The following is a 26,372-nucleotide window of genomic DNA, read 5'->3' as shown; positions in this document are numbered from 1 at the left end:
CGGCGCGGTGGAGTGCGGTTGCAAGGAGTTCAAAAACGTCTTCTACACCCAGTGGGAATCACGTCCGGCAACTGCGGCGGATAAAGAAAAAAATCTGCTTGAACAGGCCATCGAGGTGGCGGCGACCGCCGTCCACCTCCTCAATGAGGTCATCCCCAGGCCGGCGCTGGGAGGGGTAACGCCAGCCGATGTGCAGCGGGGTGAAGAGGAATGCCGTCGGCAGAAAATAGAGCGGTATCGCCAGGAGGAAGAGGACAAACCGCAGCCCCCCCCTCCATCACGGCCCATCTGGGAGGTGGTCAAACAGGCAGTGAAGGCAGAGGCGATGAGCACCAAAGAAGTGCTCACCAGACTCGCCTTCTTCGGCATGCGGCCCTTGCGAAGGGTCGCTCAACTTAATCGGGAGGTGTGGGGGAATTAAGGTGAATTTTTGTCCGATTTATCTTGCGCCACTGCAACTACTCGGATAATCTCACCCACCTTGTTCACAACGAGGTAGTCCATGATTTTTTTGTAGATAGGCAGGCCGCTGAGATACATGAGATTACAGTCGGAAGTGTCGTCAATGACAATGAACCCCGGCTGCAGATCAGCCACGCAGAAGCGGACGTCCGTGTATAATACGTTCAATGCTTTTGCGTCGATATTGCCTGATAAGGTGAGATACAATCTGTTTTTGGCGATATCAGCGACCGCTTTCACCTTTGACTTGTAATCCGCCATGCAATCACTTTTTTCAGGATTTTATCAATGAATTTAGGATTTTGCGCTTATCCCTGAATCCGTAAGCGTCCGATCGTCACGGGTTCAAAGTATACTTCATGTTTTAAGGCGTAAATTGGTAGGTCGGCAAGAGTCCGAGAAAAATAAATATTTCTCGACAGGCATGAATAAACCTGTATCCTTGCTACTAAAGGATCCTCATTTTTGTACAGTCATTGTATAAGCGGCTCAATGCCTTTGTCAAAATTATTTTCGAATTTGTATCTTGCATGCAGAGAAAGGAGTCCTTCAGGCCATGAGTAGAATAATAAAAAATCATGTACAGGTCATGATCCTGGTTTGTGCGTTCCTTTTTGCCGGGTGCGTTGACCACAGCGGCAAACAGATCCCTCCGGGCAGCACAGTCGTCTCCGAACCAATAGTTTTGACGATTTTGCACATGAACGATCACCATTCCCATCTCGATGCACGGACAATCACTCTGCAATTGGCCACGGCCAAAGGCAAGCGGGAGGCGATCAGGACCGAACTGGGTGGTTTTCCCAGAATAACCGCCGCGTTTAAAGAGATGGAGGCACAAGCCGAGCATGTTATCACGATACATAGCGGTGATGCCATAACCGGCGATTTGTACTACACCCTGACCGAGGGTCGGGCTGATGCCGAAATGATGAACACGGTCTGTTTTGATGTCATGGCCGTTGGCAATCATGAATTCGACCATGGAGATGCGGGGCTAAAGAAGTTTGCCGAGTATCTGCACGATGATCCATGCAGGACCGCACTGCTCAGCGCCAACGTCCGTTTCGGTCCCGAGTCCCCCTTGGCTGAAGCATCGGAATTGATACAGCCTTCGGTTATTCTCGAACGTGGTGGCCATGAAATCGGTATCATCGGTTTGACAGTGGCCGGCAAGACCCAGAATGCATCCCGACCGGATCCTGGAACCCATTTCATTGATGAAGCCACGGCGGCGCAAAATGAGATCGATCGTTTGCGGGCAGCGGGCGTCGATATAATCATTCTTGCCACCCATATCGGCTACGAGGCTGACAGGGCGCTGGTGGAACAACTCAGCGGGGTAGATGTGGTGGTCGGTGGAGATACGCACACCTTGCTGGGGCCCGAGATATTGCAGGAATACGGCATGTCACCAGCCGGACCCTATCCCACCCATGGCACCGACAGAGATGGGAACCCTGTCTGTATTGTTCAGGCCTGGCAATACACCGCCGTGGCCGGCGAGTTGCGGGTGCATTTTGATGAATACGGTGGGGTCACATCCTGTACCGGCACACCATGGGTCCTGATCGGCGATGAGTTCAGCCGGCCCCAGGCAACAGACGTCTCGCTGACCCCGGCAGAGTCGGCAGCCATTCAAGCCGATATCGCCACCGGAGATGTGTTGCGAATCACCGTTCCAGACGCAGCCGCAAGTGATATCCTGGCACCTTATGCCAAACAAAAACGAGAGCTTGGCGACATGGTCATCGGCAGTGCTGCCAACAACCTCTGCTTACGCCGGGTTCCTGGCGCAAAACGCGATATTTCAAGGTCAAGCCTGGGAGATCTCTGCAACCGAAACGAGAGGGTGAACGCCCATGGTGGCGATGTGCAGCAGCTTGTCGCTGAAGCCTTCCTGTGGCAGGGCAGGGAATTTTTTCAAGCTGAAATTTCCATTCTTAATGGTGGAGCTGTTCGTGCCGATATACCGGCTGGCAGGATAACCGTTCAGGATGTGTATACGGTCCTGCCTTTTGCCAACACCCTGGTGCAACTGAATATCACCGGCGATGAAATCAAGGCTGTCCTGGAAGATGCCATCGATGCCGTTATCAATATTGGCAACGTCGCATCCGGCAGTTACCCTTATGCTGGTGGCTTGCGCTGGCATCTTGATTTGAACCAACCCAAGGGAGCGCGATTCACCAACCTTGAAATCAAGGATGAGGATGGTCTTTATCGGCCCATTGATCTGAACAGAATCTATAAGGTGATCACTATTTCTTATCTTGCCGATGGCAAGGATTATTATACGACATTCAAGGGAATCGGTAGTGATCGGCGGGTCAATGTCGATCTCGATCATGCCGACGCTTTGCTGCAGTATGTACGTAGTCAGGAAACAAACGGATCCAGGGTGACCAGGTTGCCGATCAAGGCCTACAGCACCCAGGTCTTCATCGATACCTCGCCTTCCAGTTCCGAGGGGTTCGACCAGTATGTCCTTGCTCCTACTGATCGGTTTTGAAAAAATACCTTTAATCAGTACAATAATTGTAACAGTTTGCTCTATTTTTCAAAGAAGGGATTATGCTGCGATCCGAGTATGTTGCCGTTCGGGAGGAGAGTGCCCTGCTGATCATCGATATTCAGCAGGCAATGCTCAAAGTTATTGCAGGTTGGGAACAGGTTGCCAACAGGGTTCGGCAGCTTATCCAGGCGGCCGATACCCTGACCGTGCCGATTCTGCTCACTGAACAGTACCGCAAAGGGCTGGGCGAAACACTGCCGCAACTCCTCGGCGAAATTGTCGCCCCCAGAGTGATGCACAAGGAGCACTTCAGCGCCTGCCTGGAGCCCGATTTCCTCCCGGCGATCGCCTCCTTGAACCGTGCCAGGATCGTTGTTGTCGGCATGGAAACCCATGTCTGCGTCCTGCAGACCTGTCTGGACCTGCTCAAATCAGGCTATCAGGTGCACCTGGTGACCGATGCCGTGGCGTCACGGACAGAGGCAAATCGCCAGGTCGCCATCGATATGCTTCGCCAGGCGGGCGCCGTCATCACCTCCACCGAGATCGTCATTTTCCAATGGGCCTGCCGGGCAAACACCGATGAGTTCCGCAGGATTCTTCCTATTGTCAAGTAGCTGACTCCGGCCCTGTTTAATTGTCCTTGTTTTCTGGTTCGGGAAAGGTTGTGCGAAGTCGGATGCTGTGGTAGAAGGCGCACAATCTCCACTCCCCGTTCACCATCCGGTGTGGCGTGCTTTGGCAAGGCTGCCAGCTCTCGTAATCCACCAGATACAGCTTTTGGTTCGCACCCGTGAAAGGGTAACCCTTGAATCCGTGACGACTGGACGTTTGTTTTGAATATATCTTGCTGTAATCAGATTATAATTGCAGTGGAATCCTTGAAAATAACTTTCACCAGCCACCCTTCGGGGCGTCCGTCCGCACGCCATCTTCATTGCCCGTAACCGCCCGATAAAGTCTCCATTAATCGAACGGTCACGGACAATAAAGCTGACGCACGGACAAACGCTCACGGATTCAGGTTGTTATGACGATTAAAATAACCGTTGTTGTCCTCTACGCAGTGATGATCATCCTTGTCGGTCTTATCAGTGCAGGCAAAACCAGGTCATTCAGTGATTTTTTCCTGGGCGGCGGCAATATCGGCCCCTGGATGTCAGCCTTTTCCTACGGGACCGCCTATTTTTCAGCAGTCCTGTTTATTGGTTTTGCCGGCAAAATCGGCTGGGATTTTGGGCTTTCAGGATTATGGATAGCCTTTTTCAATGCCTTTGTCGGAGTCCTGGCCGTGTGGGCTTTCCTTGGCTGGCGCATCAAAAAAATGTCCATGGAATATGGTGTCAGCACCATAAGCGAATTTCTCGAAAAACGGTATCAGAGCCCGCTGCTGAAGCTACTCTCGGCCTGTGTTATTTTTGTGTTCATGATCCCTTATTCAGCTGCCGTTTTCATGGGGCTATCCTACCTTTTTACCGTAAATTTCGGCATCGGATACGAGCACGCACTTCTCTTCATGGGAGGGCTCACCGCCATATATCTTGTCATGGGCGGCTACACCTCCATGGCTCGTATCGATACCATTTTCGGGCTGATCATGACTGTTGGCGTACTCATACTGCTGACCAGCACAATGAACAAGGGAGGAGGTCTGCTGTCCATCATCCAGGCTCTGCGGGATATTGAACCGACACTGGTCCAGACTGTGGGACCTCCCGGATGGTGGCCGCTGTTTTCGCTGATTTTTCTCACCAGCGCGGCACCATTTGCCATGCCGCATCTGGTGCAGAAATTTTATGCCATTCGTGACCGTAAATCGATTCGATCGGGGATGATTGCCTCGACGTTTTTTGCCCTGCTCATAGGTGGCATTGCCTACTTTGTCGGCTCGACCACCAGGGTATTCATGACCCCCGAATCCACCCCGAATGCCTTTGTCGACGGAAGCCCTGTTTTCGACCGACTTATGCCCGAACTATTGACCAATGTCATCCCCGAACCACTGGCCGTGATCATCCTTTTACTGGTCCTTTCCGCCTCCATGTCGACTCTGGCTGCCCTGGTTCTGGTATCGAGTTCGTCTTTTTCGAAGGATTTTTTCGCCGGATTCATCATCAAGGATCTTTCCGACCGGGCGCTTACCACCATGATGCGAGGCATGAGCGCATTTTTTGTGTTTCTTTCGGTTTTGCTTGCGTACCTGAATATTGATTCAATGGTCGCTGTCCTGGGTATTAGCTGGGGGGCAATCGGTTCCTTTTTTCTCGGCCCTTTTCTCTGGGGATTATTTTCCCGGCGGGTCAACCGTCATGGCGCATTGTTTTCGGGCATTGGAGGACTCAGTCTCTGCCTGATCCTCTATATCCAAGGTCTGCCTTCCCCTCAAGCCGGAACCATTGGTATGATGGCCTCCTTACTCTTCAATCCACTGGTGAGCTTTTTCTTTCTGCCTCCTGAACGAATATGTAGAAAAGATGGGCAGGGACACGGAGAAAGACCCGGGATCCCTCAGGTGCGGTAAACACGCCGGGAACGCGGGCATGCAGATGCAGAGGCTCGCCGTTGACCGGATCCGGAGCGAGGCGCAGATGCACCAGGGTCGTGCCGGGAAGCAGTCGAGTGGTGACAACTGTGGCCGAAACTGCGGATTCCGGTGGAGTCGGGCCTGTGTCGATGAGAATTGATTCCGGACGGAACATGATGGTGGCATTGCTTCCTTCCGGCAGGTCAACGGCGACGATTTTGCCCAGGGCGGTGTGCACCAGGCTTTCATGAACGATGCCGGTGATACTGTTGACATCACTGAAGAAGGTGGCGACAAAGGCATTTTCCGGTCGGGAATAGAGATCCACCGGAGAACCGGTTTGCACGATCCGACCCCGGTTCATGAGTACTATCCGATCTGCCATGAACATGGCCTCTTCGGGGTCATGGGTGACCATGACCGTGGCTACGCCGCTTGATTTGAGCACATGCAGGGTTTGATCGCGGATCTGGACTCTGAGGCGGGCATCCAGGCTGGAAAAGGGTTCGTCGAGGAGGATGATTCCTGGTTTGGGAGCCAGGGCTCTGGCCAAGGCCACCCGTTGCTGCTGACCACCGGAAAGCTTGTGGGGATAAACATGGGCAAAACTGGCCATATTGACCCGTTCCAAGGCCGTGGTTGCCTGCTGGAGGCGCAAGGTTTTGTCTTGAATGGCGCCCAGGCCGAAAAGGGTGTTTTCCAACACGGTCAGGTGGGGAAAGAGGGCGAAATCCTGAAACAGAAAGCCGATTCCACGCTGTTCCGGTGCCAGCTGGTGCTGTTGCTCGGCAACAACACGACCATTGATGAGAATGCGGCCATGCTGAAGGGTCTCCAGACCGGCTATAAGCCTGAGCAGAGAAGTCTTGCCGCACCCGGAAGGGCCGAGCAGGCAGACCACTTCACCGGGCTGAACATGCAAATCAATGCAATTCAGGACCGTGTTCGGGCCGTAGGAGTGGCGAATTTGTTCAATAATCAGAGACATGTGGGGTCATTGTTCGCTGTATTTTTTCGATCCATGGCCAGGTCGGGATCGGGCAATCATGACGCTGGCGAGGATAACCGGTATGATGCCGGCGACAACAATGGCCAGTGATGAACTCGACGATTCCTTGAGCAGACCGTCGGACGCCAGCTCGTAGGAGCGGATGGCCAGGGTGTTGAGGCCAAAGGGCCGCATCATCAGGGTGGCGGGCAATTCTTTCATTACATCGACAAAAACCAGGATGCCGGCGGTCAGCAGACTGCCGCGCATTATCGGACCATGGACACGGCGCAGGGTTTGTCCGGCTGAAAGGCCGAGGGTCCTGGCGGCCCCGTCCATGTTGGCGGTCACTTTCTGCAGGCTGGCCTCGACGGTATTGCTGGAAACAGCCAGGAAGCGGACCACATAGGCGAAAATCAAGGCTGTCCATGTGCCGGTGAGCAGAAGTCCTGTAGAGATGCCAAACAGATTTCTGGCCAGATTGTCAATGGTGGTATCAAAGTACACACAGGGAATCATGATCCCCAGGGCAATGACCGCACCAGGAATAGCGTACCCCATGGATGCTATCTGCACGGCAACCGATGTGATTTTACCGGGCACAAGCCTGCGACCATACGCTAGCAGCACTGCGGTGCTCACCGCCGCCACCGCACTGATGGCCCCCAGCGTCAGACTTGTCTGCATCATGCGCAGATAACGAAGATCGACAAAGTCCCAGGTCTGTACCGTCCAGATCACCATGGCCGCGGTGGGCAGGATAAAGCCGAAAAAAACTGGGATCAGACAGAAGATGAAGGCCAGGCCAGCCCGTATGCCGGTGAGTTGAAACCTGGGTAATTGACGATAATAGCCTGTGGTGTGACTGACCTTTCCTCGCCTTGACCATCGTTCCAGGAGAATCAGGGCGAGGATAAAGAGCATCAGCACGGCCCCCAATTGGGCTGCTACCGCTGGCTGCCCCATACCGAGCCAGGTCCGGTAAATGCCGGTGACAAAAGTGTCCACGGCAAAAAAATCCACCGTTCCGAAATCGTTCAGAGTTTCCATCAAGGCCAGGGCAAGCCCCCCGGCAATTGCCGGTCTGGCCAAAGGCAAGGCCACCTGGAAAAAAGTGCTCCAGGCACCCTTTCCCAGGGTTCTGCTGGCATCGAGAACACAGACGGACTGCTCGAGGAAGGCAGCCCGGGAAAGCATGTATACGTAAGGATAAAAGACCAGGGTCATCATGACAATAGCCCCGGACAGCGAGCGGATCTGAGGGAACCAGTATTCGGTGGCATACCGCCAACCAAACATTTCGCGCAGCAGGGTTTGCACCGGGCCACCGAATTCGAGCAGGCCGGTGTAGGTAAAGGCGATGACATAGGCCGGTATGGCAAGGGGAATGACCAAGCTCCATTCAAAAAAACGACGCCAGGGAAAATTGGTCATGGTTACCAGCCAGGCCGAGCTGACTCCGATGATGAGGGTTCCCGCACCGACTCCCAGCATCAGTCCCAGGGAGTTGGCCACGTAGCGGGGCAGCACCGTGGACGCCAGATGACTCCAGACCTCGTGAGAAGGCACAAAAAGATGGGCCATGATCACCACAATAGGCGCTGCCACAAAAAGAGCTGTTCCGACAACCAGTATGAGCCAGAATCGCACCTGATTTCTCCTTAAAATAAACCTGGATTCATGAGCGTTCGTCCGTCACGCATTCAGGAATAAAAAGAATCCGTGGTGTACCCATAAACCACGGATTCTTTTCCTACAAGACTGGTTCCTGAACACTCACGTATCCAGGTGGTTGAAAACCGGACTCAGCGCCAACCAGCGCGATCCATGACGCGAACCGCCTCGGCATTGTATTTTTCAATCAGGGACAGGTTGAGTTCGTCCGCCTTGAAGGTGCCCATTTGCACAACTGGACCGCTGTGGGGCACTTTGGGATTCACCGGGTATTCGTTATTTTCCCTGGCGTATATCTCCTGTGCATGCGCTGCTGAGAGGAATTCCAGCAATTTGATGGCTTGTTCCACATTGGTGGCACTCTGCGTGACCCCGGCGCCGCTCAGGTTCATATGGACACCCCGATCCTGCTGATTGGGCCACATCACCCGGACTTTACTGGTGACATTCTGGTCCGCCAGGTTTTCCGAAGCCAGCAGCCGACCGAAGTAATAGCTGTTAGCGATACCCACCGCACATTCTCCGCTGGCAACCGCACGAATCTGGGCTGTGTCGTTGTCCTGTGGTGTGCGGGCAAAATTCCTGACGAAACCACGCACCCATTGTTCGGTTTCCTCAACACCATGGTGAGCGATCATCGAGGCAACCAGGGATTGATTGTAGATATTTGATGAACTGCGTACACAGATGACTTTGCCCAGTTCCGGATCAGCAAGATCTTCGTATCGTGCTATAGCCTCCGGAGCGACACGATCGGGATCGTAATAAATGACCCGCGCCCGTGAAGACAATCCGTACCAGTAGCCTTCAGCATCACGGTATTGCTGCAGAATGTTTTCTTCCAGAAGGGAAGATTGGACCGGTTGCAGAACGCCCGCCTGTTTGGCTGCAACCAGGTTGCCGACATCAACAGTGATCAGAATGTCGGCCGGACTATTGCGGCCTTCACTGCGGAGACGTTCGAGCAAGGCTGGCCCGTCACCTGTCAGCAGTTTGTATGAAATCCCGGTTTCCTTGAAAAAATCATCAAGTAACGGTTTGATCAGATGTTCCTGTCTGGCAGAATAGATATTGACCTCGGCGGCCTGAACGGTCTGCATACCGGTCATGGTCAGGATGACAGCGACGAATCCGGCAGAGAGTAGATATGATCTGCGCTTCATGGACAAACAAACCTCCTGGTAAGGATTGAAAAGAGAAAGATAGGGGATGTTCAATTGAAAAGGTATTCCTAATATAGAAGGAGAGCCCGTAAAGGTCAAATCATTTTTAACTACACCTAAAGAAACTGATCAAGAGTATTCCCGGTCATCGAGAGCAGGTGATCATGCTCTTGGTCGGATCAGGATTTTCAATGCATGGTTTTCTCCAGGACCTCCCGCAGGTCATCGGAAAGTTTAGGTTGATCGGCAATACGTTCCAATTGCTGGTGCATCAGTTGCTGGCGAAGATCATCATATCGCCGCCACTGGGTCAGCGGGGTAATCATCCGGGAAGCTATCTGTGGATTGAGGGCGTCGAGGAGGATGACCTGATCCCCGAGAAACGCATAACCTGAACCGTCCTCAGCATGAAACTGCCAGTGGTTGGTGGCGGAGAAGGTGCCAATCAGTGAACGTACTTTATTAGGGTTTTTGTACGTGAAGGCCGGGTGGGTTGTTAAGGATCTGACCCGCTCCAGGGTGCCGGGCAGGGGACATCCGGCCTGGAGGATGAGCCATTTGTCCACCACCAGGGGGTCATGCTGCCATTGGGCATGGAAATCAGCAAGCAGGTCGGTGCCGGCATCGAGATCGGCATTGACCACCGCGCTGAGCGCGGCCATGGTATCGGTCATATTATTGCTCTCCCGGTACTGTTGCAGGCCCAATTGCAGCAGGGAGGGTGCAATGGTCTCTCCGGGGGCAACGGCCAGTAGATAACCAAGGCAGTAATTGCGCAAGGCCCGCTGCCCAGCGTCCCTGGCACTGTATTGGTAGGGCCCCTGAAGATGCATATCCTGGTAGCACCGGATCAGCTGCGGGGACAACCTCTGACCGAGCAGGGCACGAAATTGTTGACGAACGTTGAAAACCGCCACCGGATCAATCACCGCCATCTGCTGGCTGATCCAGTTTTCCGAAGGCAGGGTCAGGGCCATGGCAACAAAAGCAGGATCACTGTCGCGGTCAATAAGAAGGGTATGCATGCCGTTGATCAGATCATCGCTCAGGGTGAGGAGCTGGCTCTCTCTGGTGCGATCGATCTGATCCAGGATATGCTTGAGAGCCAGGCGCTGACCGGCATCCCAGCGGTTGAAGGGATCGGAGTCGTGGGCCATGAGCAGGCCCAGTTCCCGGTCTGACTGGTCAAAGTGCACCCGGACCGGCGCGGAAAAAGCCCGCAGAAAGGAAACAACAGGAGGGGAGGGGAGGTCAGGAAAAACAAACTGCTGCTGTTGGGCCGTCAGGGTGAGCACCGTGCCGCCAGGGGATGAAGAAGATGGCGCAAGAGAGATCTCTCGACCCTGATCATCGAGCAGTCCTACGGCCAGAGGCATGAAGAACGGTTGTTTTTCCGCGTTTTCCCGGGTTGGAGGACAGGTCTGCGCGACGTCCAGGGTTAATTGTTGTTTTTCGGAATCATAGGTGACTTTGACTGTCACTTCCGGTGTACCGGCCTGACTGTACCAGAGCTTGAATTGATTCAGATCGCGGCCCCAGGCGGATTCCATGGCCGCTACAAAGTCATCGCAGGTCACGGCCTGGCCGTCATGTCGCTGAAAATACAGGTCCATGCCCCAGCGGAAGGTCTCCGGGCCCAGCAGGGTGTGCAGCATGCGGATGACCTCGGCCCCTTTGTGATAAACGGTGAGCGTGTAAAAATTGTTGATCTCGACAAAAGAGGACGGCCGCACCGGATGGGCCATGGGGCCGCTGTCCTCGCGGAACTGGAAGGAACGGATGATATTGGCATCTTGGATACGCTTCACTGCTCTTGAAACTGTGTCCGCGGTGAACTCCTGGTCCCGGAAAACGGTCAGGCCTTCTTTAAGGCTAAGCTGAAACCAGTCGCGACAGGTGATACGATTGCCGGTCCAGTTATGGAAATACTCGTGGGCAATCACCGACTCGATCCCTTCGTAATCGGTGTCTGTTGCGGTTTCGGGCAGAGCAAGGACAAACTTGGAATTAAAGACATTGAGCCCTTTGTTTTCCATGGCTCCCATGTTGAAGTCGTCGACAGCCACGATCATGTAGGTGTCGAGATCATATTCACGGCCGAACCGTTCTTCATCCCAGCGCATGGCTTGCCGCAGCGAGCTCATGGCATGAGCGCATTTTTCCCGGTTCCGCTCCTCGACATAGATATGGAGAGCAACCTCCCGACCAGATCGGGTGATGAAGCTGTCACTGATGCACACGAGGTTTCCGGCCACCAGGGCAAAAAGGTAGCAGGGCTTGGGGAAGGGGTCGTGCCAGACGGCAAAATGGCGGCCATCGTCCAGGTCACCACTGTCGATGAGGTTACCATTGGAGAGCAGCACCGGGCAGGTCACCTTGTCACCGACGATAGTGGTGGTGAAGACAGCCATGACATCGGGTCGATCGGGAAAGCAGGTGATGGTGCGAAACCCCTCGGCCTCACACTGGGTGCAGTAATTGCCGGAAGAAAGATACAAACCCTCCAGCGCGGTATTGTCCTGAGGATTGATAATGGTGTCGATCTCCACCTGGAAAGGTACATGCGGTGTTGCCGGGATGTCCAGTCGGCCATGAGCAAAACTGAAGCGATCCGGCGTGAGAACAACACCATCCAGGGCAACCCGAGCCAGGTGCAATTGTTCACCATTGAGCACTAGGGGCCGGGGATGGGTGGTGTTGGGGCGACAATGCAGGCAGGCACGGACCAGGGTGGCATGGGGATCGAGTTCCACCCGCAGGTCGATGCGGTCCACCAGGTGATCTGGCGGCATGTAATCCTTGAGGAATGTTTCTTTTTTCTCTACAGCCAATGGGGACACCCTTTGTTTGTATAATTGATCTGGAAGTATCACCTGAATCCGTGACGGCTGGACGCTTGTTTTGGATATATATTACTGTAATCTTATTATAATTTCAGCAGAATCCTTAAAGAGAACCTTCACCAGCCGCCCTTCGGGGCGTCCGTGCGCACGCCATCTTCATTGACCGTAACCGTCCGATAAAGTTTACTTTAATCGAACGGTAACAATCAATATAGCTGACGCACGGACGAACGCTCACGGATCCAGGTATCCGCTACCATAGTACCTTCCGGGCGTCCCTGCAACAGGGCAGCGACGAACTGACCCGGCAACAGCATCGTTTGCATGGTGACGCCACGCACTTAAATAAAGAGTAAAAAAAACGGTAACCCGTTATAATATGAAAATTTTTACTTTTTTCCAGCCGTTACCGGTCCATTATCTACAGACGAAACCTCACGAATGCAGACCCGGTTGAAGGGCTAGGCAATGTCTATCCTGAAACCAAGGGGGGTCGGTTTCCAGGTCAGCAGCCATATACCCGCACCTGCTCAGCGTGTACAATCACAGGGTTGGTCTTTTTTCAGGAGGAAGAGAAGCAAGCGTATGCAGGAAAAAACAGAAATACTGGTCGTCGGCGCCGGGCCGGGTGGGCTGGCCTGCGCAACCCATCTGGCCAGGAACGGGGCCAGGGTGGTGCTGGCGGAGCGCAGGACGACTCTTGGTGACAAGGTGTGTGCCGGTGGCATCACCTGGGGTGGCCTGATCAGGCTGGTCCCGGCCGACCTGATTGAGCGGGCCTTTCCGGAACAACATATCTTCACCCGCAGGCAACATGTCACCTTGAGAGAGAAGAACCCGATCGTCGCCACCGTCAATCGACAGCGACTGGGACAGTGGATGGCTGATGAGGCCAGGAGCGCGGGAGTGACCCTGCTCACCAATGCCCGGGTGCATAGCCTGAGCGATGAAAGGGCTTTGATCGAAATGGGCCAGGGCCGACATACGGTGGTGCATTTCGAACATCTGGTGGGCGCCGACGGTTCGAATTCGCTGATCCGCCGTTTTGTTGGCCTGCAATCGACCCTCATGGGAACAGGCCTGAACTGTATGCTTCCCCGTCAGGCTGAGCGGATGGAATGGCACCTGGAGACCAACCGATTCAAGTACGGTTACGGATGGATATTCCCCCACGCCCAAACAACGTCCATCGGCGCCTACATCGGCGGCTCGGCTCTTCCCGCGGTGCTGCTCAAACAACGACTGCTCTCCTGGGCTGACAATCAGGGGTTTTCGATCGATCCGGGAGCAATTCGGGCAGGTCGGGTCAACTTTGATTACCAGGGCATGCGATTTGGACGAATCTGGCTGGTGGGAGACGCCGCTGGACTGGCATCTGCTGTGACTGGTGAAGGGATTTACCCGGCCCTGGTTTCGGGCAGAGCTGTCGCCAATATGATTCTTGATTCAGGATATGCGGCGACTGAAATGACTGGTTTACTCCACAAACACCGGCGACATCGACGGCTTGTGCAAATTGCAGGTACTCATGCTCGTCTCTGTTCGCTGCTGATGGAGGCGCTTGTTCTGCTCTTTCGTTGGAAACTTCTTGATTTCCGAGTCCTGGAAATGGCAGAGTAGAAACGGTGTTTATTTCTTGAAGGTATTTTTTCCCGATGAAGGATTCATGACCACGCGACAAAAGCACATTCTGTACAACGCTCTTTTTCTGTTGGTCTGTGGCGGCATCCTGCTTTTTCTTCTCCTGGCGCCTCCCGAGACCACAAGGCCGCTGCCCAATGATCAGGATCATCAGATGTTCATGACCATGAAGAAAAAAGAGGCTGAGCGTTTCTGCCAAGCTTGTCATGGTCCCGACGGCAGGGCACCCCTTCCCAAGACGCATCCTCCCAAGTACCGCTGCCTTTTCTGCCATAAACTTCCATAAGCCGCCATCGGTTCGAGACCACATGACCAAGAGTAAAGATGTATACTATGTTTCTGGTTCCACAGCCATTCTTGCCGAAGATATGGGCAAGGCTCTGCTCGCTCAATTCAAGGGAACCCGCTTTCGCGAAGAAAAAATTCCTTTTATCCATACTCCCGATGGCGCCCGCAAGGCCCTGGCGCATATCCTCCAGCAATCGGAAGATTCCCTCCCTCTGGTCTTTTGCACCATTATGGACCAGGAGACCCGCGATGTTTTTGACTGTCCTCAGGTATTGTTTTTCGATATTTTTCTCAACACCCTTGAATTACTTGAAAAGGCTCTCGGTGCCAAGGCTTTGCGAGAACCAGGCTACTCCCGGCACTTCACCATTTCCAGGATGGATAAGCGAGTGGACGCGATCCACTTTTCCCTGGAACATGATGATGGAATACGGACCGCGGAATACGACCAGGCGGACATCATCCTGGTCGGCGTATCCCGTTCAGGAAAAACACCGGTGAGCATTTATATTGCCACGCACATGGAACTCAAGGCCGCAAATTTTCCCTTGACCGCTGATCATCTTGACCAGCATGAATTACCCAAGGATATTGTCCGCAATCGGCAGCGGGTGGTGGGCCTGACTTCTTCACCCATGTATCTTCATGCGATCCGCGAAAAACGCTATGCCGGTTCCACCTATGCCAGCCTGGCTAACTGTACACGGGAACTACAGCGGGCCAGACAGCTTTTTCAGCGGCATAATATCAAGGTCCTCAATGTTGAGGACCGCTCCATCGAAGAGATCGCTGTGCAGGCAATCCAAGCCATCGGTCTCAGTAAAAAAAGGCGACCAAGACAAAGAACTGCTGCTGCCACCCGTTCCTCGTGAACCTCTGAGAAGTCTCCAGGCGCAGTGATGCCAGTGAGCAGACTTCCGGCCGATTATTCCACTTGAATCCGTGACGGCTGGACGCTTGTTTTGGGTATATCTTGCTGTAACCACATTGTAATTGCAGTTGAATCATTGACAATACCCTTCGGGCGTCCACGCACGGATCCAGGTTTCGGAAAAACCCCCACACCCCTGCGCGCCGGCAGTTATGAACGGTTCAAGAGAGCGGACCGGAGGCCCGTCAGTTTTCTTCGCCGGGATGCCACATAAGTGGACGGAATTGCAGATGATAAAACATCTGCAGGTATCGTGATGTCTCCTCCTGTTCCACCTCGCTGACAAACTTCCAGAATCCGTAGATCCGCGACAGGGTCATCATCCTTTCCGCATATTTTTTCCAGGTGTACCGCTCTTCGACCCGGGCCATGGCTCCCTGGGAGATTCGAGTCCATTCTTCGGGATCTTCAGTGCAGCGTTCGAGAAAATCAGCTATCAGTTCAACTGCCGATTCACCGTAGTTCGGGTCGATGTGAAAACCGGAACGATTGTGCTGGACGATCTCCAGAGGACCGCCGTGTCGGGTGGTAAAGACCGGCAGACCTGACGCCATGGCTTCGATAATGGTGAGGCCGAAGGCTTCAAACAGAGCCGGCTGAACAAAAATACCCCGCTGGTCAGCGACGTAACGGTACAGTTCACCGGCAAGATTTTTATCTAGGCGCATCCCCAGCCAACGCATTTCGTTGTCCAGCTTATGGGTATCCATCAAGTGGTGCATTCGTCGGATCTGTTCCTGCTCCTCATGGTCCGATGACAGGGCCGGATCGATGTATCCACCGATAATGAAGAGATTGGCAACCTTGCGCAATCGTTCCGAGGCAGCGTACCATTCCACCAGACCGGTGAGGTTTTTAACCCGATCCAGGCGTGCCATGGTAAAAATCAGCGGTTTGTCCTTGACCAGATAGTTGCCCCGAGCCTGGTGTGTTGCCTCGCCATTGATCATGGCTTCGATTTCAGGAGCCAGTCCGCTCAATCGGCGTTCATGGTCCGTATACGGAAAGTAAATGTCCGCATCGGCACCGGGCGAAACAATGTTGAACTTGGGGTCAAACAGATCGATACCATTCACCACTCGGTACAAACCCGGCATGGTAAAGGACCGATAACTGCCATATTGGCCAATGGTTTCGTCTGTGCCGGCAATTTCCTGATAGGTGCTGGCAATAATGAAGTCCGCAGTGTTCATGGCGATGAGATCAGCAGTATACTGGCAGGAGAAGTGGTACTGGGATTCGTTTTCCCGCCAGTACAGGTCCGAATGCAGATACTTGGTTTTTTCCAGGGCGTGGGCAATATTGCATTGCGTGACCCTCAGGCGCTGACTCAGCAGTGAAGCGACCAGGTTACCATCGGAATAGTTGCCAATGATCAGGTCGGGCTTGCCGCCGAATTCAGCGAGAACCTCCCGCTCGACCGACTGCGTAAAGGATTCGAGATAGGGCCAGATTTCAAAACGGGAAATCCATTGGCGGACAATGGCACCATCGGGTTTATGAAACGGTACCCGGAGAATCCAGGTGTTTTCACAACCGCTGACCTTTTCCATACGCTGATTACAGGTGGTGTCGCCGGCGTCCGGAATCAAGCGGGTAACGATCAGGATCTTGGGGGTGACATGTACGCCTTGACGGGCCAGGCGTTGATACATTTCCCGTTCCAAAGCCCGTACCTGATCAAGAATGTAGACCACCTGACCGCCGGTGTCAGGAAGGCCGAGAACATTGTCCTGACCAAAGTATCCGTGCGGCGACAGAATCAGTAAACGGGAGATCATGGGGATTCGCGCCAGAAAAGCCTCCAGAGCCGAAGGGGAGGGTGCTTCAAGGATGTCGGCCAGCAGATTCATGGTTTCTGTCATGCGAGCGGCATTGTCTCCCCATCCTGGGGCAAATCCCAGCTTGTTCAACTTGTCGGCAATCTTTTCCCAGGTCGCCTCTTGCGGCTGTTTTTCCACCGCACTGATGGCACTGTGCAGAGCCTGTCGAAACGCCTTGACATCGCGAAAAGGGCCATTGAGCATGAGTTGCTGGCCCTCAATGGCATGAATGGTGAGGAAATGAAGCAGTTTTTCCATACCTTCATGCGGCTTGTTGAACATGTCACTGGAGAGCTGCCGGTTGAGGAAGATCACTCCCTGACCGATGGAACGAGGATCCGTCAGTCGGGGAAAACCCCTGCCAAACGGGGCAAAATCGATTTCCAGCACCGGTTGCGGTGCTTCGGTCCGGTCCGCCAGCATCTCCTTGAACTGGAGAAACTCGGAGATACTGACTTGATCCGGAATCAGCGATTCGCAGTGGATTCGGATATACTCCAGTCGAGCCACCCCGGGCCGTACAGAAAAATAGACCCAGGGAGAGCGAAACAGACCTTCCTGCAAGCGTGACACAAAATGCCCCAGGGTTGAATCAGCCAGATCCACCTGGTCGTATTCACCGACAAGGGCATTGAACTCCTCGCGCAGATCGGATTGGAGCAGAAATGGTCGGTTTTTTAGAAAAAGGCGACGAAGGAGAGTATAGAAGACGTCTCTGTTTTCCTGGAGACCGGTATTGAGGACCTCAAGCATGCTTTCTCCTTTTCTTGTTTGGTTGTTAAGTCCTGAATCCTTGACGGCTGGATTTTGGTTTTCGATTTATTGCACTGTGATCAATGTATAAGAACGTTGACATTTTGACGTATGGATGAACATTTACGGATCCAGGTGCGTTTGTGGCGTACAAGGTCAGGGCTGTATCGCGTTGTTGAACCCGTAGTGTTCAAGTCCTTCAAGAATGCCCCGGGCATGGGAGCCCCGGGCAAAGTACACCTGTTCAAGGCCGCGCAAATGTTCCAGTTCCGGGCTGTGATTGCCGACAACCACAGCCGAGGTGTCGCCCACCAGCATTTCGGCATCATTTCCCGAGTCACCGGCAACCAGGAAATTACGCAGGGGCAACCCCCATTTGTAGGCCAGGTAGCGAATGGCATGTCCCTTGGAGACCCGCACCGGCAAGACGTCGAGAAAAGCCTCGTGGGAATAAATGAGATTGGCATGCAGGTTCAATTCACGGAGTCGTTGGTATAATTGTTTTAGAGAAGGCATTTTTTTCGGATCCGTATCGTAGCTCACCTTGAATTCCCGTTGGTTCTCCGGGGCCTTCTGCAGAGTAAGTCCTGGTATATCGGCAAACGCTTCAACCAGAGCTTCCCGCCGCCAGAGATGGCGGATATGGTTGATCCAGCCCTTGTCCGGAGACAGGTCCGGGCCGTAGTTGATTTCGCTGCCCACGGAAGTGATCAGTACGTTAGGCAGGGGGATACGCCATTTTTCAAGAACCTGGACCGCGCTTGCCAGTGGCCGTCCCGTGGCGATGCCAAAAGCGACCGAACCGGCATGGGCGAGCAGCCAGGTTGTCAGTTCGCGGACGCTTTCCCGGTGACCGATCAGGGTATTGTCGATATCAGTGACTAAAGCACGCTGCGCCAGGGGCATGGGCGATTTGCCACCCTGCAGGGTCATGGCCAGCCGGCGACGACGGTGTTTGCGGCCCCGACGGAGAAGATTCCCTACGGCTCGCATATATTTGCCGACATGCGCATCCCAACTGTAATGGCGGCGGACACCCACCACACCGTTTCTGGCCCATTGCCGCCATTGATGACGATCAGCCAGGGCTTGATACAGGGCCTCGCCAATGGCCTTTGGGTCCAGGGGATCGACGAGCAGGCCGTTTCGGCAGTTGGCAACAATATCCCGGGGACCGCCGTCTTCGGTGGCGACAAAGGGCAGGCCGCTGGCCGCGGCTTCGATCAGGGTCAGGCCAAAGGGTTCTGTCAGGGCGGGGTTGACAAATACCCCTCGCCGGCGGGCGGCCAACCGGTAGAGTTCCGGCACATCCTCCGGGGTATGGCGTTTGGGGATGGCGACTTGACCCCAGAGATCAAATTTATCGATGTCAAGCAGGAGATCGGCGAGTACTTTCCGCTGGGCCTCTTCCAGGTCACGGATATCATCGCGGTTGCCGGCAATGATCACCAGATTGGCAATCTCACGCAACTGATCGTGTCCGCCATAGGCGGCAATCAGGCCATGCAGATTTTTGCGGATATCCGGTCGACAGATCGCCAGAATTATGGGCTTGCCAACCCTGGTAAAAAAACGGTCCACCATGTTGACGATGTTTTCAGCGATTTTTCTCCGGCCCGGGGGTGAAAAGCGCGAAGTATCAGTTCCAGGGGGAATGACCGCGCAGCGCCTTGGATCATGGTTGAGGTACAATCCGTATTGTTCCTCGATTTCCTGGCGGGTGCTGGTGACGATCAGGGAAGCCTGGGCCAGAACTTCTTCCTCGGCGGCAATACGGCGGGTAAAGTTGAACTGCCGTTCGATGGCCGATTTTTTCCGGCCCGATGCCAGGAGTCGATTCTGTTTGTCGCGGCCCAGGGAGTGGCCGGTATGAACCTGGGGAATACCGAGCAGTTGGGAAAGCTGGAAACCAACATATCCGGCATCGGCATAGTGGCTGTGGATGAGGTCGGGCAACCGTCCCTGCTGACGGAGCAGATGCAGGCAACGGTCCACCATCTGGTCCAGATGCGGCCAGAGCAGTTCTTTTCTGATATAGCGCCTCGGTCCGCACGGCAGGCGCAGGATGCGGGCGCCTTCACCGATGTCCTCCACGGGTTGTGCATAATCCTTCTCAACGCCCGGATCCTCGATCAGGCGAGTGAGTATATCGACCTGGCGGACCCCGGGATGACGGGCCAGAGCCCTGGCCAGTTCAATGACATAGGTCACCTGACCGCCTGTGTCGGAATCGCGGCCCAGTTCGAGATCATGACCGCGAACCAAGCCGTGGACCGTGATCATCAGGACATAAATGGGGTTGTCATATTTGATCGCGGTGTTGCTCATAGATGCCACTCCCTGAGAAATGGTGAATAGAATCCTTCATCGGGCGGAATTGCACCGCGCAGGGTGCAGATCGTCGCAGCAAATATGTTGGCCCGGTCAAGTATGAGTTGAGGTGGCCAGTCCAGCAGTTGTCCGGCAATGCATACAGCGGCAAAGCCGTCACCAGCCCCTACGGTGTCGACGATTGCACCCTGTGCCGAGCCCCCTTGTGCCTGGAGCAAGCGGCCATCGGTGTTCAGCTGCCAGGCTCCGTCCGCGCCACAGGTCACCTGGAGCCCCTTGAGGCCAAAGCGCCGCTGCAAAGCAAGTCCCTGTGCCTGTGGAGTGGAGCCGGCAAGATTGAACTGGGCGGATATGGTGGCCAATTCATCCTCGTTCATCTTGACGATATCGGCATTGGCGAGAGAACGTTCCACGGTAGCCGCGTCGAACCAGGGTTCCCGGAGGTTGATATCGAGATATTTCAACGCATCAATTCGCTGCAACAATGCCTCAAGGGCCTGTCTTGAAGTCTCGTGACGCTGCGCCAGGGTTCCAAAATACATCATAAGGGGGGAGACCGCCAAAGCCTCGCTACAGGCCGCCTTGGCATCAATGAAATCATAGGCCTGAAGCGGCTGGATATCAAAGTTATGCCCCTGTTGATCGATGCTGACTGTTACCTGTCCGGTGGGATGGACAGGGTCGCTCTGTACTCCGCGCGTGTCCATGTCGAAGCGTTTCATTGCCGCAAGCAGTTCGTCGCGCAACTGGTCCTGCCCGACCCGGGTGATGAGCAGGGGATGGAGGCCGAAAGCCCGCAGGTGGCGGGCGACATTGAACGGTGCGCCGCCCAAGACCTGGCGGTCGGGAAAGATGTCGGCCAGAACTTCGCCAAAAAGGACAACCGTTGTTTTGTGGACTGTAGGCATGATCAGTAGAACAGTTGGGGGGATAGATTCACGGATTCGTTTATCGGTCTTCCATCCGCGGACGATCAGGCTGCCGTGCTGAGGATGATATGGCCCGACCGACTGCCTGTCCGTATATGAAGCACTGGTAAACGTTTCCAGTTTCCAGGTCAGGTACTCCTGGATCCGTGAGCGATCGTCCGTGGGTCAAGTTCGTTGTCCGTGGCCGTTCGCTCAAAGGACACTTCAACGAAAGGGGACGGGCGATGAAGACGGCGTGCGAACGGACGCTCCGAAGGGTGGCGGGTGGAGGTTATTATTAAAAATTCAGCAAGTATAACCTTATTACAGCACGATAAAATCCAAATACTTCTCCTGCCGTCACGGATGCAGGGGTATCTTTTGCTTGTATTCAGGGGACATTTTCAGAGAAAAAAAATTTGCTTCAGGTCAAATTGAACTTACATCATACCATAAATATGTGGAAAAAGTCAAATTGCCCTGGTTTACCCGACCAGGTATTTCGGTTTTGGTGGCAGTAAAAAGGGGCGGGGAGGAGAAACAGCAGGTCTCCTTAAGGCTCACGGGGTGGTGTGGAACAAGGGGAAAGACAGGTGGTTGCGTCAACGATTGTCCTGCCCGGCGCCTGGAAATGCTATCTGGAGGCTACAAAGCGCGCAGATACTCGGGCTTCAACGCCATTGTACCGGACAGGGCGCGATCAAGCAGGCCCAGGGTACTGTCTTTTTCTTCAGGCAGCTTGGCCTTGATCGGCAGATAATTTGAGGCATGGTTGGCGTGAAAAAGGCCATTACTGAGATTGGTCGCTGCAATCATGGTGCGCAGCTCTTGCAGGATGGCAAAGGGTTCGGGCATGGCAAAATGGCCAGCCTGGTACTCATCATAAAGGACAGTCCCCGGTTCCAACATGAGACTGAGCGCTCCGACAAATTCCGGATCAATGGCGGACAGCACCCGACCGGTCTCGGTGGCATGGATCGTGGACCGTTCCGGTCCGGCAACCCCGAGCAGGACGGTGATCGATACTGGTATCCCGGCCTCTTTTGTTTTTGTTGCCGCAGTTATGATCTGTTTGCCATCGGCTCCTTTGTTGATGCGGTTCAGGGTGACATCATCACCACTTTCCAGCCCGATATAACAAATCCCCAGACCGTGCCGGCTAAGAAGCTGCAGCTCTTCAACGGATTTGGACCTAAGGCTCTTGCTGTTGGCATAGATTCCAACCCTGGTGACCTTGGGGAGTTTTGCTTGAATTGCCCGAAGGATGGTGAGCAAACGATCGGTACCCAGGGTGAGAGCGTCTCCGTCACAAAGAAAAAGTCTACGGGCATGGGCAAAATGAGTGGCAGCATACTCGATGTCCGCCAAGACTCTTTCCTCGGGCTTGATGGTGAAACGCTGCCCTTTATACATGCCGCAGAACGTACACTTGTTGTGGGAGCATCCGGTGGTGACCTGGAGCAGGATGCTGTTGGCTTCACTGGGTGGTCGATAAATGGTTCCCTGATAATGCATGGTAAAAGACTCCGTGGTAGTTAATGCCGATCCAGAAAAATTGTCAAAACAAATACAAGAGGAATTCTTTTTAAATTTCTGTTTTTATATTTTTTTTATTTTTTCGACCGCGGCGGCCATATTGCGAAGAACGCGCTGGTACTCTTCCCGGTTGAGGCCGGCGCCCAGGCCCACCTTTTCCGCCATTTCCATCGTCAGGAAGTCTCCAGGCTCGTGGGCATCCGCGTTGATGGCCAACGGTGCCCCAGTTTTCTGTGCCATCCGCACGACGTGACCATTGGTGAGGCTGTGCCCCTTACGTCCGGATAGTTCCAGCAGGATGTCCTTTTTCGCGGCCAGGGTAGCCTCCTCCTCGCTGAGAAAGCCCGGATGTGCAAGCAGGTCGACATCAGCTTCAAGGGCGGCCAGGTTGGTTCCCGGACGAACCGGTTCCACCGGGGTTTCGCCATGGACGACGACCAGTTGGGCGCCAAGCTCTCTGGAGCGCATGGTCAAGGGGCCAATCAGCTCCGGAGGGACGTGGGTCAATTCAACCCCGACAAGCAACCGGGTCTTGTTGACCGGATTCAGGTCGCGGGCCGCCTGAAGCAGGTTGGGAATAAGGAGATGAATGTTCGAGGAATCGGCATGGTCGGTGATGGCAATGGCTGAGTAGCCGAGAACTTCGACCCGCCGCACATGTTCAGCGGGGACCAGTGCACCGTCACTGAAAAAAGAATGGGAATGAAGATCTATCATACTATTGATAATTCAATGTGTTATTTAATACATTTCATGTTCATTGGCAATATTCACCCCTGAGGGAATGCTTGCCGGCATGGTTGATACAGACACTGACCAGAACGCCCGGGACTAAAGCCGGGTGATGAGGCTCGGCAAAGTGAACAACATGGTTGGTAGGGGTGCGCCCCTTGCATCCGCCGGTGGAACATTCCTCAACCATTACTTCCATTTTTTTTCCTATATATTCTTTATTCCGTTCAAGAGAAACTTCATCCTGTAGATGCTGAAACCGTGCCAGTCGCTGACTCTTGACCTCTTCGGAAATCTTGTCGACAAAGGCAGCTGATCGGGTGTGGGGCCGGTCGGAATATTTGAAGGAGAAGGAGCCATGGAAACGAACCCTGGCAAGGAGGTCCAGAGTGGCCTGGAAATCGGCCTCTGTTTCCCCGGGAAACCCGACGATCACATCAGTGGCCAGCGCGATATCCGGACAAAAAGTACGGAGCGTGTCCACTTTCCGCAGATAGGATTCAACAGTGTACTTTCTGTTCATCCTTTGCAGCACCGCATTGGAACCGGACTGGACTGGCAGGTGGAAATGCGGACAGAGAATGTCGATTTCCGCAAAACAGCGCATGAGATCTTCGCTGAGATCCCTGGGATGAGAGGTGGTGAAGCGAAGCCGCTGCACCCCCCGCACTCCGGCAACCCGGCGCAGCAGGTCAGTAAAGGTGGTACCGTCGCCATCCCCTAGGCTGTTCCGACCGTACGAGTTGACATTCTGTCCCAACAAGGTGATCTCCCTGACCCCCTGATCCACCAGAATCTCCACTTCTTCGATGATATCGACCATCGGGCGACTGATTTCTCTGCCCCGGGTTGCCGGCACCACGCAATAGCTGCAATAATTATCACAGCCTTGCATGATAGTGACAAATCGTTTGAAGTCAGGAGAAGCGGGGGAGGGGGGGCTGTTGCGCAGCAGTTTCTGAAACGCAGGAATCACAAAGCCGGCATCCAGATTGGTGGCGATCTCCCTGCCACTCCCGGTCCCGTGCTCAAGGCGACCAAGCATCATCGGCAGCAGGTAGATCTGCTGGGTGCCGACGACCAGATCCACATGGGGCATCCGTTCCATGATCCGAACCCCTTCCTGCTGGGCAACGCAGCCAGTCACTCCGATGCGCAACGAGGGGTTTCTGGCTTTTGCTTCCCGCAGGTGTCCGAGCAGACTGTAGACCTTCTGTTCGGGTTTGTCACGAATGCTGCAGGTATTCACCAGGACGAGATCGGCATCTTCAGGAGAATCAGTGGGGATATAGCCCTGCTGAGCAAGGAGTTGCTCGATGATTTCCGAGTCCCGCTCGTTCATCTGACAGCCAAAGGTTTTAATATAAAGATTTTTACCCATTTTTATCTGTTCTTTGCGCCGGAACGTTTTCCCTGATCAAACTGTCGGCCGGGAGGAAAGGGGTCAGTTCGGGGGCCAAGGCATCGAGCAGTTCCATCGCTTCCCTGTATTCAGAGGCAAAAGTCCGCATGCGGACCAGACCATCCCGGGCCGAGATCGTGGTCATGGTTGCCAAGCCGTCGTATCCTTCCAGGATAAACCTGAGCAGGCTGATTTTTTCAGGTCGAATGAGCAGATACCATTCAACAGTCACCGGCAAAGGTCTTTTCGGATGCATGTTGCAATCGCATTGAGGAAAAAAAATTACACGCTCAGCGAGGCGTCGATAACGCTCAGTTGATCCTTGTACCGTGCCAGCACCGGTGCCACGACTTCGAGAAGAAACTCTTCGGTCTGGGCAGCAGCGCGACCGGTGTACTGCTGATAGTTACCCAGCAGATCGTCGAGTTCCTGGCGCCCAAAAGGGATACGCTCATCCTCGGCCAGGCGTTTGAGCAGATTGTTGTCCAGACCCTGATTTTTCACATCCAACCCGGCGGCCACCGAGTGTTCACGGATCACCTCATGCATCTCCTGTCGACTATACCCACGCTCAACGCAGGCCATGAGAATTTTTTCAGTAGCCATGAACGGCAGTTCTTCTTTGAGATGTTTCTCAATTTGTTTTGGATAGACAACCATATCACTGGTAATGTTCACATACAATCTCAAGACGGCATCAGTGAGCAGAAAAGCCTGGGCCAGATCCATTCTGCGAATGGCGGAATCATCCAGGGTCCGTTCAAACCACTGGTTGGCGGCAGTGGCGGCAAAGTTGGCGGGAAGCCCCATCAGTTTCCGAGCCAGGCCGGTCATACGTTCCGAGCGCATGGGGTTGCGTTTATACGCCATGGCTGAACTGCCGACCTGTTTGCTTGCAAAGGGCTCTTCCTGCATTTTCAAGTTGGAGAGCAAGCGGAGATCCACGGCGAATTTATGGGCAGAGGCGCCAATTCCCGCCAGGGTCTCCGAGGTTTTCATGTCCAGCTTGCGGGGATAGGTCTGCCCGGTGACCGCAAAAACCTGATCAAAACCGAGTTTTTTCGCTACGAGCCGGTCCAGTTCCCGTACTTTGCGGTGATCGCCGTTAAATAACTCGATGAAGGTGGCCTGGGTGCCGACCGTTCCCTTGGCCCCTCGGGCCTTGATCTGCCCCTCAAGGTGTTCAATAGAGTCAAGGTCCATGAGTAAATCGTGAATATACAGGGTGTTACGTTTGCCAACCGTTGTGGGCTGGGCTGGCTGATAGTGGGTGAATCCCAGGGTGGCCAGGTCTTTGTGCTGGTCACAGAATGCGGCCAGATTGGCGATAACCTGAAGCAAGGCATTTTTTATGAGGGTCAGGGCACGTTTCTGGATAATCAAATCCGTGTTGCAGACTACGAACTGGGAGGTGGCCCCCAGATGGATGATGGGCTCGGCCAGAGGGCATTGCTGACCATAGGCATAGACGTGCGCCATGACATCATGGCGGATTTCCTGTTCCTTGGCAATGGCAACATCGTAATTGACCTTGTCGACATAGGCTTTCAATTGGGCAATCATTTCCGCTGAAACCGCGGCCAGACCCAGTTCATGTTGCGCCTCGGCCAAGGCGACCCAGCAGCGGCGCCAATGGGTGAATTTGAATCGCTCGGAAAACAGTTCCTGCATGGCACGACTGGTATAACGGGAGACCAGGGGCTCCCGGTAAATATCATAGGTCATAGGTCATCTCGTGGTTAAAAGGATCCTGAATCCGTGACGGCTGGACTCTTGTTTAAGTTGTATCAATACTGAATCCGTGACAGTTAGACGCCGCGCCACGTTCTGGTGGCTGATTGTAAAAAGGTGTAACGTG

20 protein-coding genes are annotated in these 26,372 nt (G+C 54.1%); 7 read left to right on the top strand and 13 right to left on the bottom strand.

Features of this window, described 5'->3' with window-relative positions; all coding sequences use genetic code 11:
* Window positions 1-421: hypothetical protein (locus JWG43_RS11035; RefSeq protein ID WP_205242979.1), on the top strand; the 421-nt coding region annotated here is incomplete at its 5' end.
* Here the strand turns inward: JWG43_RS11035 and JWG43_RS11030 are convergent.
* Window positions 418-723 carry a hypothetical protein gene (locus JWG43_RS11030; RefSeq protein ID WP_205242978.1) on the bottom strand — a complete coding sequence of 102 codons (306 nt, stop codon included), beginning with the start codon at window positions 721-723 and terminating at the stop codon, window positions 418-420. The two genes, JWG43_RS11035 and JWG43_RS11030, sit on opposite strands and share 4 nt — an antisense overlap.
* A 295-nt stretch (window positions 724-1,018) precedes the next feature.
* Here JWG43_RS11030 and JWG43_RS11025 point away from each other — a divergent pair, with 295 nt between their 5' ends.
* From JWG43_RS11025 to JWG43_RS11015, 3 genes are all read left to right on the top strand, one after another.
* A complete protein-coding gene (locus JWG43_RS11025; protein ID WP_240193534.1) occupies window positions 1,019-2,974 on the top strand; it encodes a bifunctional metallophosphatase/5'-nucleotidase in 1,956 nt (651 codons plus the stop codon).
* A 62-nt stretch (window positions 2,975-3,036) separates the two neighbouring features.
* The gene (locus JWG43_RS11020; RefSeq protein ID WP_205242977.1) at window positions 3,037-3,594 is read left to right on the top strand and encodes an isochorismatase family protein; all 558 of its coding nucleotides are present in this window, start codon (window positions 3,037-3,039) and stop codon (window positions 3,592-3,594) included.
* A 413-nt stretch (window positions 3,595-4,007) separates the two neighbouring features.
* Window positions 4,008-5,498 (top strand): sodium:solute symporter family protein, encoded by a 1,491-nt coding sequence (locus JWG43_RS11015; RefSeq protein ID WP_205242976.1) that lies wholly within the window; start codon window positions 4,008-4,010, stop codon window positions 5,496-5,498.
* On the opposite strand, the gene JWG43_RS11010 is transcribed toward JWG43_RS11015, so the two are convergent.
* From JWG43_RS11010 to pepN, 4 genes are all read right to left on the bottom strand, one after another.
* The gene (locus JWG43_RS11010; RefSeq protein WP_205242975.1) at window positions 5,398-6,489 is read right to left on the bottom strand and encodes an ABC transporter ATP-binding protein; all 1,092 of its coding nucleotides are present in this window, start codon (window positions 6,487-6,489) and stop codon (window positions 5,398-5,400) included. The two genes, JWG43_RS11015 and JWG43_RS11010, sit on opposite strands and share 101 nt — an antisense overlap.
* A gap of 6 nt (window positions 6,490-6,495) precedes the next feature.
* Window positions 6,496-8,139, bottom strand: a complete 1,644-nt coding sequence (locus JWG43_RS11005) for an ABC transporter permease subunit (RefSeq protein WP_205242974.1) — start codon at window positions 8,137-8,139, stop codon at window positions 6,496-6,498.
* Window positions 8,140-8,294: 155 nt separating this feature from the next.
* The gene (locus JWG43_RS11000) at window positions 8,295-9,332 is read right to left on the bottom strand and encodes a Fe(3+) ABC transporter substrate-binding protein (RefSeq protein ID WP_371925178.1); all 1,038 of its coding nucleotides are present in this window, start codon (window positions 9,330-9,332) and stop codon (window positions 8,295-8,297) included.
* Window positions 9,333-9,514: 182 nt separating this feature from the next.
* Complete coding sequence (gene pepN, locus JWG43_RS10995) at window positions 9,515-12,118, bottom strand: aminopeptidase N (protein ID WP_205242972.1); 2,604 nt, start codon at window positions 12,116-12,118, stop codon at window positions 9,515-9,517.
* Between the two features lie 636 nt (window positions 12,119-12,754).
* Here pepN and JWG43_RS10990 point away from each other — a divergent pair.
* Genes JWG43_RS10990 through JWG43_RS10980 form a run of 3 tightly spaced genes read left to right on the top strand, consistent with a single transcriptional unit; the run spans window position 12,755 to window position 14,970 of the window.
* A complete protein-coding gene (locus JWG43_RS10990; RefSeq protein WP_205242971.1) occupies window positions 12,755-13,789 on the top strand; it encodes an NAD(P)/FAD-dependent oxidoreductase in 1,035 nt (344 codons plus the stop codon).
* A 46-nt stretch (window positions 13,790-13,835) separates the two neighbouring features.
* Window positions 13,836-14,096: a hypothetical protein gene (locus JWG43_RS10985; protein ID WP_205242970.1), complete on the top strand. Its 261-nt coding sequence runs from the start codon at window positions 13,836-13,838 to the stop codon at window positions 14,094-14,096.
* 22 nt (window positions 14,097-14,118) lie between these two features.
* Window positions 14,119-14,970, top strand: coding sequence for a pyruvate, water dikinase regulatory protein (locus JWG43_RS10980; RefSeq protein ID WP_205242969.1), 852 nt, complete (start codon window positions 14,119-14,121; stop codon window positions 14,968-14,970).
* 244 nt (window positions 14,971-15,214) lie between these two features.
* On the opposite strand, the gene JWG43_RS10975 is transcribed toward JWG43_RS10980, so the two are convergent.
* From JWG43_RS10975 to purB, 8 genes are all read right to left on the bottom strand, one after another.
* Window positions 15,215-17,605 carry a sucrose synthase gene (locus JWG43_RS10975; protein WP_205242968.1) on the bottom strand — a complete coding sequence of 797 codons (2,391 nt, stop codon included), beginning with the start codon at window positions 17,603-17,605 and terminating at the stop codon, window positions 15,215-15,217.
* 156 nt (window positions 17,606-17,761) lie between these two features.
* The gene (locus JWG43_RS10970) at window positions 17,762-19,933 is read right to left on the bottom strand and encodes an HAD-IIB family hydrolase (protein ID WP_205242967.1); all 2,172 of its coding nucleotides are present in this window, start codon (window positions 19,931-19,933) and stop codon (window positions 17,762-17,764) included.
* Window positions 19,930-20,844, bottom strand: a complete 915-nt coding sequence (locus JWG43_RS10965; protein ID WP_205242966.1) for a carbohydrate kinase family protein — start codon at window positions 20,842-20,844, stop codon at window positions 19,930-19,932. Before JWG43_RS10965 ends, JWG43_RS10970 begins: the two co-directional genes overlap by 4 nt.
* Before the next feature lie 645 nt (window positions 20,845-21,489).
* Window positions 21,490-22,359: a radical SAM protein gene (locus tag JWG43_RS10960; RefSeq protein ID WP_205242965.1), complete on the bottom strand. Its 870-nt coding sequence runs from the start codon at window positions 22,357-22,359 to the stop codon at window positions 21,490-21,492.
* Window positions 22,360-22,443: 84 nt separating this feature from the next.
* Window positions 22,444-23,097, bottom strand: coding sequence for a histidinol phosphate phosphatase domain-containing protein (locus tag JWG43_RS10955; RefSeq protein ID WP_205242964.1), 654 nt, complete (start codon window positions 23,095-23,097; stop codon window positions 22,444-22,446).
* Between the two features lie 40 nt (window positions 23,098-23,137).
* A complete protein-coding gene (gene miaB, locus JWG43_RS10950) occupies window positions 23,138-24,499 on the bottom strand; it encodes a tRNA (N6-isopentenyl adenosine(37)-C2)-methylthiotransferase MiaB (RefSeq protein ID WP_371925182.1) in 1,362 nt (453 codons plus the stop codon).
* Entirely contained in the window at window positions 24,486-24,770 is a 285-nt protein-coding gene (locus tag JWG43_RS10945; RefSeq protein WP_205242962.1) for a DUF4911 domain-containing protein, read from the bottom strand. The genes miaB and JWG43_RS10945 overlap by 14 nt, the downstream gene beginning before the upstream one ends.
* Window positions 24,771-24,796: 26 nt before the next feature.
* Window positions 24,797-26,239 (bottom strand): adenylosuccinate lyase, encoded by a 1,443-nt coding sequence (purB, locus tag JWG43_RS10940; protein WP_205242961.1) that lies wholly within the window; start codon window positions 26,237-26,239, stop codon window positions 24,797-24,799.
* Between the last annotated feature and the right edge of the window lie 133 nt (window positions 26,240-26,372).

It is taken from the genome of Desulfobulbus alkaliphilus (genome assembly GCF_016918545.1).
GTDB classification, from domain to species: domain Bacteria; phylum Desulfobacterota; class Desulfobulbia; order Desulfobulbales; family Desulfobulbaceae; genus Desulfobulbus; species Desulfobulbus alkaliphilus.
The sequence above is the reverse complement of the archived record's forward strand: the minus strand, read 5'-3'. Positions and strand labels throughout refer to the sequence as shown.

Coding starts and splice junctions, on each gene's coding strand:
- JWG43_RS11030 (WP_205242978.1), bottom strand. CDS start 723: ATGGCGGATTACAAGTCAAAGGTGAAAGCGGTCGCTGATATCGCCAAA.
- JWG43_RS11025 (WP_240193534.1), top strand. CDS start 1,019: ATGAGTAGAATAATAAAAAATCATGTACAGGTCATGATCCTGGTTTGT.
- JWG43_RS11020 (WP_205242977.1), top strand. CDS start 3,037: ATGCTGCGATCCGAGTATGTTGCCGTTCGGGAGGAGAGTGCCCTGCTG.
- JWG43_RS11015 (WP_205242976.1), top strand. CDS start 4,008: ATGACGATTAAAATAACCGTTGTTGTCCTCTACGCAGTGATGATCATC.
- JWG43_RS11010 (WP_205242975.1), bottom strand. CDS start 6,489: ATGTCTCTGATTATTGAACAAATTCGCCACTCCTACGGCCCGAACACG.
- pepN (WP_205242972.1), bottom strand. CDS start 12,118: ATGCCGCCAGATCACCTGGTGGACCGCATCGACCTGCGGGTGGAACTC.
- JWG43_RS10990 (WP_205242971.1), top strand. CDS start 12,755: ATGCAGGAAAAAACAGAAATACTGGTCGTCGGCGCCGGGCCGGGTGGG.
- JWG43_RS10985 (WP_205242970.1), top strand. CDS start 13,836: ATGACCACGCGACAAAAGCACATTCTGTACAACGCTCTTTTTCTGTTG.
- JWG43_RS10980 (WP_205242969.1), top strand. CDS start 14,119: ATGACCAAGAGTAAAGATGTATACTATGTTTCTGGTTCCACAGCCATT.
- JWG43_RS10975 (WP_205242968.1), bottom strand. CDS start 17,605: ATGCTTGAGGTCCTCAATACCGGTCTCCAGGAAAACAGAGACGTCTTC.
- JWG43_RS10970 (WP_205242967.1), bottom strand. CDS start 19,933: ATGAGCAACACCGCGATCAAATATGACAACCCCATTTATGTCCTGATG.
- JWG43_RS10965 (WP_205242966.1), bottom strand. CDS start 20,844: ATGCCTACAGTCCACAAAACAACGGTTGTCCTTTTTGGCGAAGTTCTG.
- JWG43_RS10960 (WP_205242965.1), bottom strand. CDS start 22,359: ATGCATTATCAGGGAACCATTTATCGACCACCCAGTGAAGCCAACAGC.
- JWG43_RS10955 (WP_205242964.1), bottom strand. CDS start 23,097: ATGATAGATCTTCATTCCCATTCTTTTTTCAGTGACGGTGCACTGGTC.
- JWG43_RS10945 (WP_205242962.1), bottom strand. CDS start 24,770: ATGCATCCGAAAAGACCTTTGCCGGTGACTGTTGAATGGTATCTGCTC.
- purB (WP_205242961.1), bottom strand. CDS start 26,239: ATGACCTATGATATTTACCGGGAGCCCCTGGTCTCCCGTTATACCAGT.